Genomic DNA, 19,013 nt, shown 5'->3' on the forward strand with positions numbered 1-19,013 from the left:
GTCGGAGCTGTCTGTCGGCGATGGCCGTCGCAGATGCGCGTCAGCTGCACCGGTAGGTGACGCCGTCGACCTCCCAGATCCCGGGGCCGAGGTCCGCGCACATGCCGAAGAGGGCGGCGAAGGCCGTGACCAGCACGATCACGAGGACCACCCAGAAGATCGTGATGATCGCGCCGACGATGATGCCGGCGATGGCGAGCCCCTTCGGCTGGCCGGTCTTGCCGAGCTTCACGGCGGCGACGATGCTGAGGATCAGTCCGACCGGGGCCACCACGAACGCGAGCACGAGGCCGACGATCGCCAGCACCTTCCCCGGGGGCGTCGGTGACGGCTGCGCGTAGACCGGAGCGCCGGGCGTCGCATATCCCGCGGCCGGGGGAGCGGGGTACTCCGCGGACGGTGGGGCCGGATAGTCGGGCGCGGGAGCGGCGGCGCCGGCTCCCGGGACGCCGTCCGGCGCGGTGTTCCAGTCCGGGGCCGGGGCCGCGGCGGGCTGCTCGGCGGGTGGGACCGGAGGTGGGGTGCCGGGGGTCGGGGAATCGGGGTTCGGCTGGTCGGGGAACGGAGGGTTCGTCATGTTCTGTCCTGTCAACGGGGTGAACGAGGGAACGAGCATTGCGGTTCCGATTGCCCCGAGCGTAGCGAGACCGGTGCGGCTCGCACCATCCCCTCCCATCGCGGCGCCCGGTACCGGTGTCCGGCTCTTCCGTCCGTCCAGGGCGCGGCGTAGCGTGCCGGTATGTGCCGAAACATCGTCCCGCTGAACAACCTCGAGCCTGCCGCGACCGATGACGAGTGCCACGACGCGGCCCTGCAGTTCGTCCGGAAGATCTCCGGTGCGAACGCGCCGTCGCGTGCCAACCGGGACGTCTTCGACCGTGCCGTCGCCGAGATCGCCCAGGCGACGAGGGTCCTGCTGGACGAGCTCGTGACGACCGCGCCGCCCAAGAACCGCGACGACGAGGCGGCCAAGCGTCGCGCGCGCTCGGCCGATCGCTACGAGGCCATCCGCGTGTTCCAGCAGGAGAAGCGGGCCGCGGCGGCCGGATCCTGAGACAGGCGGCGCCCGGCGCAGGAGAGCGCAGCCGTCGGCCCACGACGGCCGTCGACCCCTCCCATGCACGCTCGCGGATGCGCCTCCCGCCGTGCGTGCGGGCCTATGCCAGAATCGACATACCCCGCTCGACTTTCCCAGCGGCCCCGGCGATGAAGGCGCCGAGGTCGCGTGGCCGATCCCCATCGGTCAGGGAACCTCCCCAAGGAGAGCTGCACAAATGTCAGAGGATGCTCCTCGCGTACTCGTCGTCGATGACGACCCGGACGTCGCCCTGCTCGTGAAGACCGTTCTCGAGCGCCGAGCCGGCTGCGTCGTCGACGTCGCCGAAGACGGCCGGACCGCCGTCGAACGCGTGGCGGAGGTGCGCCCCGACGTCGTGGTCACCGACATCGAGATGCCGGGCCTGAACGGGCTGGAGCTGCTGGCCGAGCTGCGGCGCACCAACCCGACCGTGCCCGTCGTCGTGATGACGGCGCACGTCTCGGTCGAGTACGCGGTCTCCGCGCTGCGCGCCCAGGCCGACGAATTCCTCACCAAGCCCCTCGACAACGTCAAGCTCGTCGAGGCGGTCACCCGCCTGGTCGAGGAAGGACGCCGCCGTCGCGAGGAGGCACGCAAGCCGGAGCGGGTGCTCGCGATCGGCGCGCACCCCGACGACGTGGAGATCGGGGTCGGTGGGCTCCTCGCCGCCCATGCGCGGGCGCAGGACGAGATCACGATCCTCACCCTGTCCCGTGGAGCCCGCGGCGGGGATGCCGACAGCCGCCAGGACGAGTCGCTCGCGGCAGCCGAGATGCTCGGTGCCCGGCTCTTCCTGAAGGATCTCGTGGACACCGAGATCTCCGGCGGCGGCTCGACCGTGCGCCTCATCGAGGAGGTCGTGCAGGAGATCCAGCCCACGATCGTCTACACGCACTCGAGCCACGACCGCCATCAGGACCACCGCGCCGTGAGCGAGGCCACCGTGGTGGCGACCCGACGTGTCGGGACCGTCGCCTGCTACCAGAGCCCCTCGTCGACGATCGACTTCCGTCCCACGCGCTTCGTGCGGATCGATCAGTATCTCGACGACAAGCTGCGCCTGCTGGAGCGGTTCGGCTCGCAGACCGCGAGCCGCGACTACCTCGCGCCCGAGTTCGTCACGGCCACCGCGCGGTACTGGTCGCGGTTCGGCGGCGGAGTCGCGGTCGAGCCACTCGAGGTGGTGCGCGAGACGGCCGAGTTCATCGGCGCCCACGAACTCACTCGACGGGAGAGCTGATGACCACGCGTGTACTGGTGACCGGAGCCGGCGGACCGGCCGGCGTCGCCGTGATCCGATCCCTCCTCCGCCGTTCCGACCTGACCGTCTTCGCGGCGGACATGGACGGGTGGGCGAGCGGCATCTACCTCGTGCCGCCGGCACAGCGCCGCCTGGTGCCGCCGGGACGGGACGCGGACTTCGTGCCCGCGATCGCCCGCCTGGTCGCCGAGGACGAGCTCGACCTCGTGATCTCGACGGTCGACGTGGAGCTCATCGCCCTGGCCGGCCGGCGGGACGAGCTCGCGCCCGCGGTGCTCGCCGCGCCCTCGGAGGACACGCTCGACACGGCACTCGACAAGCTCGCGCTCGCCGTGCGCTGCGCGCCGACCGGCCGCACCCCGCGCACGGTCCTCGCCGGAGCCGATGCGGAGGCGGTCGACTGGGAGTTCCCGGTCTTCGCCAAGCCGCGTCAGGGCGCGGGGAGCCGTGGCGTGCGCCTGGTGCCCGATCGTGCCGCGCTCGAGGCCCTGCCGACGGACGAGGGACTCATCGTGCAGGACTTCCTTCCGGGGGAGGAGTACTCGGTCGACGTGATCGCGGACGCGGCGGGCAACGTCGTGGCCGCGGTGCCGCGGACCCGGGCGCGCGTGGACTCGGGTGTCGCGATCGCCGGGCAGACCGTCCGCGACCCCGAGCTCGAGGAGACCGCGGCCGCGATCGCCCGGGCCATCGGACTCGTGGGCGTCGCGAACGTGCAGCTGCGTCGTGACCGGGCCGGCCGTGCCGTGCTGCTCGAGGTCAACCCGCGGTTCCCCGGAGCGCTGCCCCTGACGATCGCGGCCGGCGTCGACATCCCGTCCCTCGTGGCCGATCTGTTCCTCGGGCGCGAGCTGCCGGTGCGCGTGCCGTTCCGCGAGGTCGCCTCGGTGCGCTTCCTGGAAGACGTGATCGTCGAGGTCGACGACCTGCTGGTCTCCGACCATGCGGGGCATCAGGAGGAGCTGTGAGTCACGCGCTCCTCCGCGGCGACCACCACGTCCACTCGACCTTCTCGGACGACGCGGTCTCGACCCTCGCCGAGAACGTCGAGGCGGCAGCGGCGGCCGGACTCACGACGCTGCGTCTGGTCGATCATGTGCGGCAGAGCACCACCTGGGTGCCGGAGTACCTCGCGGCGGTGCGTGCGCTGCGGGTGCCGGACGGGCTCACCGTGCTCACGGGCGTCGAAGCCAAGATCCTCGATGCCTCGGGGGCCCTCGACATCCCGTCCCTGCCAGAGGGGATCGACCGGATCCTGATCGCGGACCACCAGTTCCCCGGCGTCGACGGCCCGCTCGGCCCCACGGCCGTCCGGGAGCGGATCGCCGCGGGATGGGCGGTGGATGACGTCCTGGACCAGTTCGTGAACGCCCTGATCGCCACGATGCGCCGGCATCCGGGCAACCAGCTCGCGCACTGCTTCTCGATCCTGCCGAAGATCGGCCTCTCCGAGGACCAGCTGGGTCCGGCGCGCACGGATGCCTGGGCGCGCACGGCCGCCGAGACCGACACCCTGGTCGAGGTCAACGAGAAGTGGGGCTGCCCCGGAACGGGCGCGCTCGAGTCCCTGCGGCTCGCCGGCGCCGAGATCGTCGCCTCCACCGACAGCCACCAGGCCTCCGACGTCGGACGCTACTCCCGGATCCTGCCCCTGCTCGACACGAGGGATGACTCCTGATGGCGGATCTGAGTTGGCTGGAGACGGTGCTCGTCGTCTTCCTGCTGCTCTGCGTCCTGGTCGGCACCCTGCCCGTACTCAACACGGGCCTCCAGTTCCTCACACTGCCGCTGCACGCGTTCCGCAACCACTACGGCAAGGCGGCGCCGTACCACCCGAACGTCGCGGTCATCATCCCCGCCTGGAACGAGGGGCTCGTGATCGGCCCCGCGATCGAGCGGCTGCTGCAGCTGGAGTATCCCGCCGAGCGTCTCCGGGTCTTCGTGGTCGACGACGCCTCGACCGACGACACCCCGGCCCTCGTGGCAGCGAAGGCCGAGGCGTACCCCGGACGGGTCGTGCACCTGCGACGGGAGAAGGGCGGCGAGGGGAAGGCGCACACCCTCAACCACGGCCTCGACGTGGTGCTGGCGGACGACTGGACCGAAGCCGTGCTCATCATGGACGCGGACGTGATCTTCTCGCGCGACTCCCTGCGCAAGCTCACCCGGCACCTCGCCGACGAGAAGGTCGGGGCCGTCACGGCGTACATCGCCGAGGGCAGCCGCGACCGCAACTACCTCACGCGGTTCATCGCGATCGAGTACGTGATCGGCCAGCTCTCCGCCCGTCGGGTGCAGAACGTCGGCGGCGCGATCGCCTGCCTCGCGGGCGGTGCCCAGCTGCACTCGCGCGCGAACCTGGAGGCGATCGGCGGGCGTATCCCCACCGGCACCCTCGCGGAAGACACCATGACGACGTTCGAGGGGCAGCTCAAGGGGCGGCGCATGGTGTTCGAGCCGCACGCGCTCGTGCTGGCCGAGGAGCCGCGGACGATCGACAGCCTCTGGAAGCAGCGACTGCGCTGGGCGCGCGGGAACGTGCAGCTCACGTCGATCTATCGCCGGCTCTGGTTCCGTCCGAGCCGCGAGCACCATCTGGGCAGCTTCACGTTCGGCCTCGCCTGGTTCACGATCCTGCTGCTGCCGGCGTTCATGCTCCTCGCGGCCGCCGGCATGCTCGCCCTCCTCGTCCTGCACAGCGACATCGCCGAGTTCGTGTTCCGCTTCATGTGGATCACGGCGGCATGCGTCTACCTGTTCTCGATGCTGTACTCCGTGCAGCTGGATCCGCGGACGGGGCGACGCTCCTGGCGTGAGGCGATCATGTTCCCGGGGCTCGGCGCGCTCATCCTCATGGCCATCGCCCTGTTCCCGTGGGCGTTCGCGTCGGGGCTGACCGCGCTCGGACTGGGGCTCACTGACCAGTCGCGCTTCATGTGGGCCGTGATCTTCTACCTCTGGGGGCCGATCTCGATGCTCGGGATCTGGCTGGCGCGGGCGATCGAGCCGCTGCCCGGAGGACGGTTCTTCGCGGGCCTGCTGCTCTACATCTGCGGCTACGGCTCGCTGCTGTGCGCCATCACCGTGGACTCCTACATCAAAGAGTGGCGTCGCGCCGACGCCTCCTGGATCAAGACCGAGAAGATCGGACGTGTCGACTCATGACCGGAATCCCGTCGCACGACGCCGAAGTGGCGGAGATCACCGCGGATGCTCGACGAGAGCGGCGGCTGATCCCGCAGGCGCTCCTCGCCCTCGCGGTCGTCGTCCTCGTCGTCATCGTCCGAGAGCTGTTCCTTCGATGAGCCGGAGGCCGCTGGCCCTGGTCGTCGAGGACGCCCCCGATCAGGCGGCGCTGCTGCGCCGTTACCTCGATCGCGAGGGCTTCGACGTGTTCATCGCCCGGGACGCCGAGTCCGCGATCGCCGCCTTCCCGGACATCGACCCGGTGCTGGCCGTGCTCGATCTCCTGCTCCCCGGCATCTCCGGACAGGCGTGTGCGCGGCTGGTGCAGGAGCAGTTCCCCGACTGCTTCCTCGTGATCAGCTCGGTGCTCGACGCCGCGGACTATCCGCCGGCCGACGCCGCGCTGCCGAAGCCCATCACGGGTGCTGACCTGCATGCCATCGTCGAACGGGTGCAGCGATGAGGGCGACACCGCTCGACCGCGCCGAGAACCGCTGGTACGGCGTCTTGGACAACCCGAGCCCGATGCTCAAGCAGGCTCCGACGTTCATCGCCGCCGTTCTCGCAGCGGTGCTGACGTGGTGGATCCCCGATCTTCCGCTCACCCACTTCGTGCCGGCGATCGGCGGCCTCGTCATCGTCCTCGCCGCCACCGCTCTGGCTGCCGTGCTCACCGCGCGCGGCACGGAGGACGGCTGGGTCGTGCTCCTGATCCCGATCGTCGACATCATCGGGCTGGGGCTCTTCCGCTCCGGCACGGGCGGCGCCACGTCGATCTTCAGCTCGCTGGTCATCCTCCCCGTGGTGTGGATCGCCGCGGCCCCGGGCATCCGCTGGGTCTTCGCCGTGTTCGGCCTGACCTCGTTCGCGCTGCTGATGCCCTACTTCACGGACCCGCCCTCCACATCCATCGAGTGGTTGCGCGGCGTCGTGGGTCCGCTGGTGTTCTCCGCGGTCGCCGCGGTCGTCAACCAGCTCGCCCGGCAGCAGCGCATGCGCGTCGAACAGGCCGAGCAACTGGTCGCCGAACGCACGAAGGCGCTCTCGGAGAACGTCGCGATGATCGTCCAGCTGCGCGACAAGGAGCGTCAGTACCGCGAGCTGCTCGACTCCTTCGAGAGCCTCTGGTCGTCGATCACGGCGCAGGCGGTGATCGCGACCGACTGCAGCGGCACCGTGACGGCGTGGAATCCAGGGGCTGTGCGGCTGCTCGGGCTCTCGGTCGACGAGGCGCTCGCCGGTGTGCGCATCGACCGCTTCTTCTCGACGTCGGTGCTGTCGCTGCTGGCGGAGGACCATCCGGACTCCGCGCCGCAGCCGGAGGAGCTGCCCGTGGGCTACGCCGACCTCCCGCGCGGCATCCAGGGGCTGTTCGCACGGGCGGATGCCGAGCAGGCGGCCGACGGCGAACTCGAGATCGTCACGGCCGGCGGCGCCACGGTTCCCGCCCGGGTCACGGTGAGCCCGCACAAGGACGGTGCCGGCGCGCAGCAGGGGTACCTGTTCGTGCTCACGGACGAGACCAGGGCCGTCGAGGTCGCACGCATGAAGGACGAGTTCGTCGGGATGATCTCGCACGAGCTGCGCACCCCGCTGAGCGCGATCATCGGCTTCCTCGACCTGTTGCAGAACGACCCGGGGCAGCCTCTCACGGAGGACCAGCAGGAGTTCGTCGGGATCATCGAGCGCAACGCGCAGCGGCTGCTCAACCTCGTCGGCGATCTTCTCTTCACCGCGCAGGTGGAGTCCGGCCGGTTCCCGCTGGACCGCGATGACTCGGACGTGGCCGCGCTGGTGCGTTCGGCGGTGTCGTCGGCGAAGCCGCATGCGCAGCGGGAGGGCATCGAGCTGGTCGCCGAGATCGGGCCCGATGCCGTCCCCGTGTTCGTCGACGCCGGTCGGATCGGGCAGGCCATCGACAACCTGCTCTCCAACGCCATCAAGTTCACCCCGCGGGGCGGAACGGTCACCGCCCGCGTCCGGCAGGTCGACGGGGGCGTCGAGCTCTCGATCGCCGACACCGGCATCGGCATCCCGGAGGACGAGCAGGGGATGCTGTTCACCCGCTTCTTCCGGGCATCGACGGCCACCCGCAACGCGGTGCCGGGGGTGGGGCTCGGTCTCACGATCACCCGCGCGATCGTGCTGGCGCACGGCGGCACGATGGACGTGACGAGTCAGGAGGGGGTGGGCACGGAGTTCCGCTTCATCCTCCCCGTCGCTCCCCGTACCGAGGTGCTGGCGAGCCTGAGCCGCGCGGACTGACCGCGCACTGTTGCGGTCGATGTCGGCCTGTGACCGTCGATGACGGCCGTCGGGCGGTCGGCGGCTGCCGCTCGCTACCGTCGGGCCATGACTCTTCTCCAGGACCAGCTCGCGGGCATTGCCGACGTCACCCCGGCCGAGCGCGCACAGCGCCTCACCGACGCCGGAACCGCATGGAACGAGCGGATCGCGGCGGACGACGCGAATGCGCAGCTCACGTACCGGGTGAGCGGGCGGGGCATCGGCTCCGTCGCCACCGAGATCCGTGCCGGCAAGCACCGCTTCCTGGTCGACGAGCCGGGAGCGCTGGCGGGCGACGACGTGGCGGCCAGCCCGGTCGAGTACGCGCTGGGGGCGCTCATCTCGTGTCAGGTGGTCGTCTACCGCCTCTACGCGCAGGCGCTCGGTCTCACGATCGACGAGATCGAGATCACGGCGGAGGGCGACCTCGACGTGCGCAAGCTCTTCGGCATCGACGAGTCGGGGCGCGCCGGCTTCCACGACGTGCGGGTGTCCGTGGACATCACCGGCCCGGACAGCGCCGAAGCGTACGAGAACCTGCGGGCGACCGTCGACGCGCACTGCCCGGTGCTCGACCTCTTCGCGAACCCCGTCCCGACCGCCAGCGCTCTCGCCTGAGCGCGGTGCGGGGCGTCGCCGCCCGTCCTGATAGCCTGGTCGGCTCGGCATTCGCGGGGCGGAAGGACGGCCACGCACCGTGGGCTATATCGATGTATCCAGTGTCTCCCTGACGCTTCCCGACGGCAGACCGCTTCTCGACGAGGTGACGTTCCGGGTCGGCGCCGGCTCGACGAGCGCGCTGATCGGTCCGAACGGTGCCGGCAAGACCACGCTGCTGCGGATCATCCGCGGTGACCAGGCCGCCGATGACGGCGTCGTCACGATCGACGGCGGTCTCGGCGTCATGGACCAGTTCGTCGGCCACGGCGAGGCGGGTGAGACGGTGCACCAGCTGCTGGTGCGGGTCGCCCCCGCGCGCATCCGCGCCGCCGCCGAGACACTCGAGGCCGCCGAGAACGCGCTGATCGAGCGCGACGAGCACGACGCCCAGATGGCGTACGCCTCGGCCATCGCCGAGTACGCGGACGCGGGCGGTTACGAGCACGAGACGGTCTGGGACCAGTGCACGGTCGCCGCGCTCGGGGTGCCGTTCGAGCGCGCCCGGTATCGCGAGCTCACCACGCTCTCGGGCGGGGAGCAGAAGCGGCTCGCCCTCGAGGCCCTGCTGCGCGGACCCGATGAGGTGCTGCTGCTCGACGAGCCGGACAACTACCTCGACGTGCCCACCAAGCGCTGGCTGGAGGAGCAGCTGCGCCAGACGCCGAAGACGGTGCTCCTGGTGTCGCACGACCGCGAGCTGCTCGCGCGTGCGGCCGACCGGCTGATCACCCTCGAGCCCGGAGCCGCGGGCGCGACCGCCTGGGTGCACGGCGGCGGGTTCGCGACGTATCCGCAGGCCCGCAGCGACCGGATGGATCGGCTCGACGAGCTGCGCCGGCGGTGGGACGAGCAGCACGAGAAGCTGCGCACCCTGGTCGCGAACCTCAAGGTCAAGGCGTCGGCGAACGACGGCTTCGCCTCGCGGTATCAGGCCGCGCAGACGCGGCTACGCAAGTTCGAGGAGGCCGGACCGCCGGAGGAGCGCCCGCCCGCGCAGGACTTCGACATGCGGCTGCGGGGGTCGCGCACGGGCAAGCGCGCCGTGGTGGCCCAGCGCCTCGAGCTGACCGGGCTCATGCGCCCGTTCGATGCGGAGGTCTGGTACGGCGACCGTGTCGCGGTGCTGGGCTCGAACGGCTCGGGCAAGTCGCACTTCCTGCGGCTCCTGGCCCGCGGAGGCAGCGATCCGGACCCGACCCTCGGCCACGTGACCTCCACGGGCGAGGAGCTGAGCGCCGTGGCGCACACGGGACGCGCGGTGCTCGGCGCCCGCGTGGTGCCGGGACTCTTCGCGCAGACCCACGCGCACCCGGAGTTCGTCGGACGGACGCTCCTGGAGATCCTGCATCGCGGCGACGACCGCCGAGCGGGGATGCCGCGCGATGCCGCGAGCTCCGCGCTCGACCGTTACGGACTCGTGCGGCAGGCGCAGCAGACCTTCGACTCGCTCTCGGGCGGGCAGCAGGCGCGACTCCAGGTGCTGCTGCTGGAGCTGTCCGGAGCGACGCTGCTGCTGCTCGACGAGCCGACCGACAACCTCGACCTGGAGTCGGCCGAGGCGCTGGAAGACGCTCTCGCGCGCTTCGAGGGCACCGTGCTGGCCGTGACGCACGACCGCTGGTTCGCGCGGTCGTTCGACCGGTTCCTGGTGTTCGGGGCGGACGGCGAGGTCTACGAGTCCGACGCGCCGGTCTGGGACGAGAAGCGGGTCGCCCGCGCCCGCTGACGCCCCGCCCCTCCGGTCGTTTAGCGAGCCCGCCCACCCGGTCGTTGAGCGAGCCCGCCCCGGTCGTTGAGCGAGCGCAGCGAGACGAAACGGCTCCACCCCCCGTGGCATCAGGGCAGGCGGAAGGCCTCCGCGGCGCGCGCGGTAGGGTCCAGGACGAGATCGGCCAGGACCCCGCCGACGCCCGGCGCGAACTTGAAGCCGTGCCCGGAGAATCCCGCCCCGACGACGACTCGGCCGCGGCGATCGAGGACGAACGTGCCGTCGTCGGTCGAGGTGTACGTGCAGCTGATCGGCACCGCGGTGGCCGCGTCGAGGCCCGGCATCCACTCCCGTACGTAGTCCGCCAGGCCTGTCTGATGCGTGGGGACGTGCGGGCGGGCGTCGGGGTCGACCGCGTCGCCGACGCCGTGGAAGCCGACCTTGACCCCTTCGCCGGGGGTCGGCATCCCGTACACGGTCGCGGGGTACGCGGCGGGATCGACGTAGTGGTTGAACGAGGGCCACACCGCATCCGTCCGAGGCCGGAAGTGCGCCGGCGTCTCCTCCGTGACGGTGAGGGGCGGCAGGCCGAGGCGGGCGAGGAGCGTCGACGTCCAGGCGCCGGCCGTGACCACGACGGTGTCCACCCGCATCCGGGTCCCGTCGGCGAGGGCGAGCACCGCGCCATCGGGATCCTGGCCGATGTGCGCGACCGGGCAGCTCCATCGCACCTCGCCGCCGCCGATCACGATCCGCCGCTCCAGTTCACGCAGCGCTTCCGCGGCGCGCACGACCCCGGCGTCCTGCGACCACAGCACGTCGCCGTCGACGCGCATCCCCGGCCAGCGCGCGCCGGCCTCGGCGGACGACAGCACCGCGGAGGGGATGCCGCGGGCGTCGAGTCCCTGCTGCACGGCCGCGATGTCGACATCGCCGTGTGTGACGAGCCCATGCAGCCGAAGGAGTGGCTCGCCGCCGACCTCGCCGAGGGCGTCCCACCCCGCGCGGGCCCGCACGAGCAGGTCGAGGTAGTGGTCCTGGTCGTAGGCGTTGTTGAAGTTGCGCGTCGCGCCGTGCGAGGCGCCCTCGTGGTGTCCGCGCGCGAAGCGCTCCAGCACGATCGGACGCAGGCCTCGGCGGACCAGCTCCCACGCGGTCGCGAGTCCCATGACGCCGCCGCCCACCACGACGACATCCCCGACGTCCGTCTCCATGCTGCCTCCCGATCTCGCATCCAGTCTCCCAGCACGGGTGCGCTCGGGTGCCGGGTAGGCTGGAGGGGTGACCATGGAGATCGAGCTCGGCCGAGGAAAGCGCGCGCGTCGCGCGTACACGTTCGATGACATCGCGGTGGTGCCGTCGCGGCGCACCCGCAACCCGGAGGACGTGTCGACCGCCTGGACGATCGACGCCTTCGGGTTCGAGATCCCGGTGCTGGGCGCGCCGATGGACTCGGTCGTGAGCCCGCAGACGGCGATCATGCTCGGTCAGCTGGGCGGCCTCGGCGTGCTCGACCTCGAGGGTCTGTGGACGCGGTACGAGAACCCGGAGCCGCTGCTCGCCGAGATCGCCGGTCTCGACGAGGGCAAGGCCACCGTCCGTATGCAGGAGCTGTACTCCGAGCCGATCAAGCCGGAGCTCATCACCCGTCGCCTCGCCGAGATCCGTGAGGCGGGCGTCACCGTCGCCGGATCCCTCACGCCGCAGCGCACGCAGGAGTACTACGACACCGTCGCCGCTGCGGGTGTCGACCTGTTCGTGATCCGCGGCACCACGGTGTCCGCCGAGCACGTCTCCAGCGTCGCCGAGCCGCTGAACCTCAAGAAGTTCATCTACGACCTCGACGTCCCCGTCATCGTCGGCGGCGCCGCGACCTACACCGCGGCGCTCCACCTGATGCGCACCGGCGCGGCGGGCGTGCTCGTCGGCTTCGGCGGGGGAGCGGCGTCGACGACGCGCGCGACCCTCGGCATCCACGCGCCGATGGCGACGGCCGTCTCCGACGTCGCCGCCGCACGTCGTGACTACCTCGACGAGTCCGGCGGACGCTACGTGCACGTCATCGCCGACGGCGGCGTCGGCACCTCCGGCGACATCGTCAAGGCGCTGGCCATGGGAGCGGATGCCGTCATGCTCGGCGTCGCGCTCGCCCGTGCCACCGACGCGCCCGGCCGCGGGTTCCACTGGGGGCCCGAGGCGCACCACCCCAAGCTTCCGCGCGGCCACCGGGTCGAGGTGGGCGGCATCGGCACGCTCGAGGAGATCCTCTACGGCCCCGCCCCCGTCGCCGACGGCACCGCGAACCTCATCGGCGCACTGCGCAAGTCGATGGCCACCACCGGATACTCCGACCTCAAGGAGTTCCAGCGGGTCGAGGTCGTGCTCGCACCGTACGAGGCCTGAGGCGCAGCGCTCGACCGTGACGACTCCTGCTCTCTTCCCTCCGACCCTCCGTGAGGTCATGCTCCGCGGGCGTTGGATCGGGATGCTCCTGCTCTGCCTCCTCGTCGCCGGCGTCTTCGCCTGGCTCGGACAGTGGCAGCTGGAGCGCGCGATCGAGACCGATCCGCCCGAACCGGGGATCACCGAGAAGGTGCAGCCGCTCACCGACGTCCTCGAGCCGGGGGCGTATCTCCCCGAGCCGCTCGTCGGTCAGCGTGTCGAGACCTCGGGGGTCTGGGTTCCCGAGGACTTCATCGTCGTGGGGAGCCGTTTCAACGACGACGTCCAGGGCTACTGGGTCACCGGTCAGCTGCGCGTCGCCGAGCGCACCTCCATCGCCGTCGCGATCGGCTGGGCTCCGGACCGGGCCGCCGCGGATGCGGCCGTGGACGAGCTCGAAGCGGACGCCGACGGCGCCGAGGTCACGGTCACCGGACGCATCATCTCGGACGAGGGGCCACGGGTGCCGCCGCATGCCGAGCCCGAGCAGCTGGATCGCATGTCGCCCGCGGCGCTCCTGAGCCGCTGGCACGACATCGAGCAGCTCGACGTCTATCGTCCGTACCTCGCCTCCACGACCGCCACGGCGGGTCTGGTCGACATCTCGTCGCCGGCCCCCGAGGAGATGTCCCCGGTCAACTGGCTCAACGTGTTCTACGCGGTCGAGTGGGCGATCTTCGCGGGCTTCGCCTTCTACCTCTGGTACCGCCTGGCGAAGGACGCCTGGGAGCGCGAGGTCGAGGAGTTCGAAGAAGCCGCGGCCGCCGAGACGGCCTGACCGCACGCGCGTCACGACGCCCCTCACCACGCCCCTCACGACGCGCATCCGCGCGCGGAATCCTGCGCAATTGTGGATGCCGAGGTGCTCATAGCGACCTTCGTCAGGGGTCGTCGCCGACGTCCGGTGAGCGCTCGATGACGAATCGGAAAACTCCATTGAGGATGCTCCGACCGCTCCGTATGCTCGCTCCATGTGAGCACGCTGGGAGTTTCCCCTGTGTGCCGTGACAGGTCCTGAGAAGTGTCGAACCACGATCGAGGAGACAGCACCGATGATGTCCGCTCCAGGCGAGGAGAGCCGCGTGGCTCCCTCCTCGCACCGTAGAAGCAGGGGGCGCATCGGCGCTCTCGCCGTGACCTGCGTGGCCGCGCTGAGCCTCGGCTCGCTGGCCGCCGTACCCGCCGTCGCCGACACCACGGGGACGGGGGTGGTGATCAACGAGGCGTACCTCTCCGGAGGCAGCGCCGGTGCGGCGTTCAAGAACAAGTTCGTGGAGCTGTACAACCCGACCGCGGATCCGATCGCCCTCGACGGCATGTCGCTGCAGTACCGGTCGGCGACCGGCACCGGCGCCTTCAACGGCGTGGCACCGCTCAAGGGCACGATCCCCGCCGGCGGGTACTTCCTGGTGCAGGGGAACAGCAACGGCGCAAACGGCGCCGAGCTGCCGACCCCCGACGCCGTCAGCACCCTCACGCCGAGCGGCACCACGGGAACGCTCGCGCTCGTCGAGGGCACGGCCGCCGTGACCCTGACCCCCGGCTCGGCCGTCGGCGTCGACGGCGTGGTCGACCTGCTCGGCTACGGCGCCTCCAACACGTTCGAGGGCACCGTCGCGAAGGCCCCCGCCGGCAACACCGACGTCAAGTCGCTGAACCGCACGGACGGCGTCGACACCGACGACAACGGCGCCGACTTCACCCTCTCCGCCACCATCACGCCGCAGAACTCGGGCGACACCGACCCCGGCACGGGACCGGGAACGGATCCGAAGAAGGCCACGATCGCCGAGGTCCAGGGCACGACCGACGTCTCGCCCCTGAACGGGCAGACCGTGCAGGTCGAGGGCGTCGTCACGGCCGACTTCCGCACCGGCGGCTACAAGGGCATCGTCATCCAGACCCAGGGCTCCGGCGGCACGACGGATGCGACGCCCGGTGCGTCCGACGGCGTCTTCGTCTTCCTCAACGCGCTGAACCCGTCTCTCGAGATCGGCGACCTCGTGTCGGTGACCGGTGGCGTGAGCGAGTACTTCGGGCAGACGCAGATCAACCCGGCCGCTGCCGCGGACGTCTCGGTGGTCACTGCCGGCGTCGGTGTTCCCGCGGTCACTCCGCTGCCGGCCACCGTGCTCGGCGCGGACCGCGAGCAGTACGAGAACATGTACGTGGCGCCGGAGGGCACCTACCGCCTCGCGTCCAGCCACCAGCTGTTCAACTTCGGCACGCTCTGGCTGAACGCCGGCGACGACCTGGCGGTGAAGAGCACCGAGACCACGCGTCCGGGCGCCGACGCCTCCGCGATCGCCGCCGCCAACCGCGCGAACCGCATCCTGCTGGATGACGGCTGGTCGATCCAGGTGTCCAACAGCGGGCACCCCGGCGAGCAGCCGTACTTCACGAAGGGCGAGGTCGTCCGCAACGGCGACACCGTCGACTTCGGGGACAACGGCTACGTGCTGCAGTGGGGCTTCGACGACTGGCGTCTGCAGCCGGTCGTGCCGATCGACGACTCCTCGTCGGACGACCTCAAGGTCGGCTTCGCGTCGACGAACCCGCGCACCGAGTCGGCGCCCGAGGTGGGCGGCGACGTCCAGGTCGCGTCCTTCAACGTCTACAACTACTTCACGACGCTGAAGAGCGAGAACGCGGATGCCCGGGGCGCGGCGAACGCGGCCCAGTTCGCGATCCAGAAGTCCAAGATCGTCGCGGCGATCAACGGGCTCGATGCCGAGATCGTCTCGCTCATGGAGATCGAGAACTCGGTGAAGCTGGGCAAGCCGATCGACACCGCGCTCAAGGATCTGGTGGCCGGCCTCAACGCCGACGCCGGAAGCGACGTGTGGGGCTACGTGCCCACGCCTGCAGCCCTCAACGACGCGGCGACCACCGACTACATCACCAACGCGATCATCTACAAGAAGGACGCGGTCAAGCGGGTGGGCGACAGCCTCACTGTCACCGATGAGACCGTGTGGGGCAATGCCCGCGAGCCGATCGCGCAGGCGTTCGACGTCGACGGTCGCGTCGTCACCGTCGTCGCGAACCACCTCAAGTCGAAGTCGCCGCCCACGGGTGCGGGCGCAGAGCCGGCCGACGGTCAGGGCTTCTTCAACGCCGACCGCGTGAAGCAGGCGAACGCGATCCTCGCCTTCACCTCGGAGATCGAGGAGACCACCGGCAGCAGCGACATACTGCTGATCGGAGACTTCAACGCCTACGGCAAAGAAGACCCGATCGACGTGTTCACCTCGAAGGGGTGGAGCGACCTCGTCGCCGACAAGGCGTCCGGCCAGTACACGTACTCGTTCGACGGCGAGCTCGGCTCGCTCGACCACGTGATCGCGTCGCCGTCGCTCGTCTCGTCGATCACGGGCGCCGGAGTCTGGGGCATCAACTCGCCGGAGTGGAGCGACCGCGGCTACGCGTTCGGCGCCACCGAGGAGGGCACGCCCTACCGCTCCAGCGACCACGACCCGATCATCGTCGGCGTCTCCTCGGAGATCCCCCCGGTGAGCATCGACGTGGTGACGGTGAACGACTTCCACGGACGCATCGAGGCCGACGGTGCCGCCGCCGGTGCCGCCGTCCTGGCCGGCGCGGTCAAGCAGTTCCGCGACGAGAACCCGAACACGATCTTCGCCGGTGCCGGTGACCTGATCGGCGCGTCGACGTTCACCTCGTTCATCAACGACGACAACCCGACGATCGACGCGCTGAACGCGGCCGGTCTCGACGTCAGCGCCGCGGGCAACCACGAGTTCGATCAGGGCTGGGAGGATCTGCGCGATCGTGTGCAGGACCGCGCGGACTGGGAGTACATCTCGTCGAACGTGTTCGTCACCGAGACGGGCGAGCCCGCGCTCGCACCGGCCTGGGTGAAGGAGCTCGACGGCGTGCGGGTCGGCTTCGTCGGTGCCGTCACCGAAGACCTCGACTCGCTCGTCTCGCCCGAGGGCATCAAGGACCTCGAGGTGCGCAGCATCGTCGACTCCGTGAACGCCGTGGCCGACGACCTGCGCGACGGCGACGAGTCCAACGGCGAGGCGGATGTCGTCATCCTCCTCGTGCACGAGGGCGCGTCGAGCGTCGAGCTGTCCAGCATCACCCCGGACTCGCCCCTCGGCGAGATCGTCTACGGGGTCGATGACGACGTGGACGCCATCGTGTCGGCGCACACCCACCTCGCCTACAACCACGTGATCGACGGCCGTCCGGTCGTCTCCGCGGGGCAGTACGGCGAGAACCTGGGCCTGATGAACATCCAGGTCGACCCGAAGACGAAGGACCTGATCTCGATCACCAACGAGATCAAGCCCCTCACCGCTGCGGGCAAGCCGCTGTATCCGGCCGTTCCCGAGATCGCGGACATCGTCGCCAAGGCGAAGGCCGAGGCGGACGTGCTGGGTGCGATCAAGGTCGGCGACATCACGGCCGATTTCAACCGGGCGCGTCAGAGCGACGGCAAGACGGAGAACCGCGGTGGCGAGTCCACCATCGGCAACTTCGTGGCCGACGTGCAGAAGTGGTCCACGGGCGCCGATGTGGCGATCATGAACCCGGGCGGCATCCGGGCGAACCTCACGTACGCCTCGGCCGGAGCATCCGACCCCGACGGCAACGTCACCTACCGTGAGGCGGCGACGGTCCAGCCGTTCGCCAACACGCTGGTGACGCTGACGCTCACGGGTGCGCAGCTGAAGGGCGTGCTGGAGGAGCAGTGGCAGCCGGCGGGTTCGGCTCGTCCGTTCCTGAAGCTCGGCGTCTCCGAGGGGCTGGTCTACACCTACGACCCCGCCGCGGCGCAGGGTTCCAGGATCACGTCGATCACCCTCAACGGGGCAGCGCTCGACCCGGCAGCGAACTACACGGTCGCGGCCAACTCGTTCCTCGCGGCCGGTGGAGACAACTTCTTCACCTTCAAGGAGGGCACGGGCAAGCGCGACACCGGCAAGATCGACCTGCAGTCGATGGTCGACTGGTTCGACGCGAACAAGACCGCGACCCCCGACTACGCCCAGCGCGCGGTCGGCGTCGCGATCACCCCGGCGGATGCCGACGGCTACAGCGCCGGCGACCAGGTGACGGTGTCGCTCTCCTCGCTGGCGTTCAGCGCGGGCGAGCCGGCTCCCGGCCAGGCGTCGCTCTCGCTGGGCGACACCGTGCTCGCCACGGGCGCGGTCGACCCGGCCGTCGTCGACACGACCGACGAGGGCGGGCGCGCCAGCCTGACCTTCACGGTCCCGTCGGGGGTGTTCGGTGAGCAGGTGCTCACGGTCGCCGTCGCCGGCACCGGGACGACGGTGCAGGTGCCGTTCACGATCGCGGGCGAGGAGGAGTTCGCGGGCACGATCGCCCTCGGCTCGTCGAAGGTCACCGCGGGCAAGAGCCTCAAGGTCACCGGTGAGGGCTACGCACCCGGCGAGACCGTGAGCATCGAGCTGCGTCCGAAGAAGGGCAAGCCGGTCCAGGTCGGCACGGTCCAGGTCGCGGCTGACGGCACGTTCAGCACCTCGGTCACCGTGCCGAAGAGCGCCCCGTCGGGCAAGTACACCGTCGCGGCCTCACAGGCGGACGGCGACGAGGCGACCGCCACGGTCACCGTCAACCGTCCCGGAGGCATCATCGGGGCGATCCTCGACTGGCTGTGGGAACTCCTCACCCGGTGGTTCTGAACGGGGAAGAGTGGTGCTGATCCGGTAGTCGGATGACACAGGCGGAGGCCGTCGGGAGCGATCCCGGCGGCCTTCGCCTGTTCCACTCCTCTCAGGCGGGCACGGAGACCGGTGCCCACACGAAGCCGTCGGGGTCGACCGCGGCGCCGAGCACGCCGTTGACGGTGAGCCGGTGCGAGCCGGAGCCGTCCGCGGGCACGCCCGCGTCCTTGGCGAGCGACGCGTGCCGGTACAGGCCGAGTCCGATCGGGCTGCCACCCGTGTCGAACTGCACGTAGCTGCGCCCGAAGCTCTTGCCGACGGGGATGCCGCGCTCGGCGTAGAAGGTCTTCGAGGCGACCACGTCTTCCGCGCCGAGCAGCAGGATGATCTCGTCGACGTCGCGGCTCGGGGGAGCGGTGTCCTTCTTCGCGGAGGTGGCGACCTTCCAGATGGCGCCGTCCGGTGCCTGGATGGTCCCGCCGACTCCCCAGAGGGACTTGGAGACGGGCTTGATCACGGTGGCCCCCGCGGCGACGGCCGCGTCGACGAGGGCGTGCACGTTCGCCGGCTGCGAGACCACGAGCGAGAGCGTGTATCCGCGGAACCCGGAGGTCTCGGCATCCGCGCTGCGGAACCGCAGACGATCGCCGAGCCCGAAGGCCCGCGTGTAGAAGGACTGGGCGGCGTCCACGTCGGGAACGTCGAGGGTGACGGAATCGATGGCGGTGTTCATGT

Annotated in this window: 16 protein-coding genes; 13 read left to right on the forward strand and 3 right to left on the reverse strand. The window is 70.6% G+C overall.

Going from position 1 to position 19,013, the window contains the following annotated elements; translation table 11 throughout:
* Positions 1–40: 40 nt before the first annotated feature.
* A complete protein-coding gene (locus MME74_RS04815) occupies positions 41–577 on the reverse strand; it encodes a hypothetical protein (protein WP_267417583.1) in 537 nt (178 codons plus the stop codon).
* A gap of 162 nt (positions 578–739) precedes the next feature.
* Between MME74_RS04815 and MME74_RS04820 the strand changes: the two genes are divergently transcribed.
* The 10 genes from MME74_RS04820 (at position 740) to MME74_RS04865 (ending at position 10,197) form a co-directional block, all read left to right on the forward strand.
* Complete coding sequence (locus tag MME74_RS04820; RefSeq protein ID WP_267417584.1) at positions 740–1,054, forward strand: DUF2277 domain-containing protein; 315 nt, start codon at positions 740–742, stop codon at positions 1,052–1,054.
* Between the two features lie 220 nt (positions 1,055–1,274).
* A complete protein-coding gene (locus MME74_RS04825; RefSeq protein ID WP_267417585.1) occupies positions 1,275–2,318 on the forward strand; it encodes a response regulator in 1,044 nt (347 codons plus the stop codon).
* A complete protein-coding gene (locus MME74_RS04830) occupies positions 2,318–3,307 on the forward strand; it encodes an ATP-grasp domain-containing protein (RefSeq protein WP_267417586.1) in 990 nt (329 codons plus the stop codon). The genes MME74_RS04825 and MME74_RS04830 overlap by 1 nt, the downstream gene beginning before the upstream one ends.
* Complete coding sequence (locus tag MME74_RS04835) at positions 3,304–4,017, forward strand: PHP domain-containing protein (RefSeq protein WP_267417587.1); 714 nt, start codon at positions 3,304–3,306, stop codon at positions 4,015–4,017. The genes MME74_RS04830 and MME74_RS04835 overlap by 4 nt, the downstream gene beginning before the upstream one ends.
* Positions 4,017–5,504, forward strand: coding sequence for a glycosyltransferase family 2 protein (locus MME74_RS04840; protein ID WP_267417588.1), 1,488 nt, complete (start codon positions 4,017–4,019; stop codon positions 5,502–5,504). The genes MME74_RS04835 and MME74_RS04840 overlap by 1 nt, the downstream gene beginning before the upstream one ends.
* Positions 5,501–5,644, forward strand: a complete 144-nt coding sequence (locus tag MME74_RS04845; RefSeq protein ID WP_267417589.1) for a hypothetical protein — start codon at positions 5,501–5,503, stop codon at positions 5,642–5,644. Before MME74_RS04840 ends, MME74_RS04845 begins: the two co-directional genes overlap by 4 nt.
* Positions 5,641–5,988, forward strand: a complete 348-nt coding sequence (locus tag MME74_RS04850) for a response regulator (protein ID WP_267417590.1) — start codon at positions 5,641–5,643, stop codon at positions 5,986–5,988. The genes MME74_RS04845 and MME74_RS04850 overlap by 4 nt, the downstream gene beginning before the upstream one ends.
* Positions 5,985–7,790, forward strand: coding sequence for an ATP-binding protein (locus MME74_RS04855; RefSeq protein ID WP_267417591.1), 1,806 nt, complete (start codon positions 5,985–5,987; stop codon positions 7,788–7,790). The genes MME74_RS04850 and MME74_RS04855 overlap by 4 nt, the downstream gene beginning before the upstream one ends.
* Positions 7,791–7,877: 87 nt before the next feature.
* Complete coding sequence (locus tag MME74_RS04860) at positions 7,878–8,429, forward strand: OsmC family protein (protein WP_267417592.1); 552 nt, start codon at positions 7,878–7,880, stop codon at positions 8,427–8,429.
* A gap of 79 nt (positions 8,430–8,508) precedes the next feature.
* On the forward strand, positions 8,509–10,197 hold the full coding sequence (locus MME74_RS04865; RefSeq protein ID WP_267417593.1) for an ABC-F family ATP-binding cassette domain-containing protein: 1,689 nt from the start codon (positions 8,509–8,511) through the stop codon (positions 10,195–10,197).
* Positions 10,198–10,307: 110 nt separating this feature from the next.
* On the opposite strand, the gene MME74_RS04870 is transcribed toward MME74_RS04865, so the two are convergent.
* Entirely contained in the window at positions 10,308–11,393 is a 1,086-nt protein-coding gene (locus tag MME74_RS04870) for an FAD-dependent oxidoreductase (RefSeq protein WP_267417594.1), read from the reverse strand.
* A 73-nt stretch (positions 11,394–11,466) separates the two neighbouring features.
* Here MME74_RS04870 and MME74_RS04875 point away from each other — a divergent pair, with 73 nt between their 5' ends.
* From MME74_RS04875 to MME74_RS04885, 3 genes are all read left to right on the forward strand, one after another.
* Complete coding sequence (locus tag MME74_RS04875; RefSeq protein ID WP_017203636.1) at positions 11,467–12,582, forward strand: GuaB3 family IMP dehydrogenase-related protein; 1,116 nt, start codon at positions 11,467–11,469, stop codon at positions 12,580–12,582.
* Between the two features lie 58 nt (positions 12,583–12,640).
* Positions 12,641–13,399 (forward strand): SURF1 family protein, encoded by a 759-nt coding sequence (locus tag MME74_RS04880; RefSeq protein WP_267418518.1) that lies wholly within the window; start codon positions 12,641–12,643, stop codon positions 13,397–13,399.
* Between the two features lie 364 nt (positions 13,400–13,763).
* Positions 13,764–18,296, forward strand: a complete 4,533-nt coding sequence (locus tag MME74_RS04885; protein WP_267417595.1) for an ExeM/NucH family extracellular endonuclease — start codon at positions 13,764–13,766, stop codon at positions 18,294–18,296.
* A 91-nt stretch (positions 18,297–18,387) separates the two neighbouring features.
* On the opposite strand, the gene MME74_RS04890 is transcribed toward MME74_RS04885, so the two are convergent.
* The gene (locus tag MME74_RS04890) at positions 18,388–19,011 is read right to left on the reverse strand and encodes a glyoxalase (protein ID WP_267417596.1); all 624 of its coding nucleotides are present in this window, start codon (positions 19,009–19,011) and stop codon (positions 18,388–18,390) included.
* Between the last annotated feature and the right edge of the window lie 2 nt (positions 19,012–19,013).

It is taken from the genome of Microbacterium oxydans (assembly GCF_026559675.1).
Taxonomy (GTDB): domain Bacteria; phylum Actinomycetota; class Actinomycetes; order Actinomycetales; family Microbacteriaceae; genus Microbacterium; species Microbacterium oxydans_D.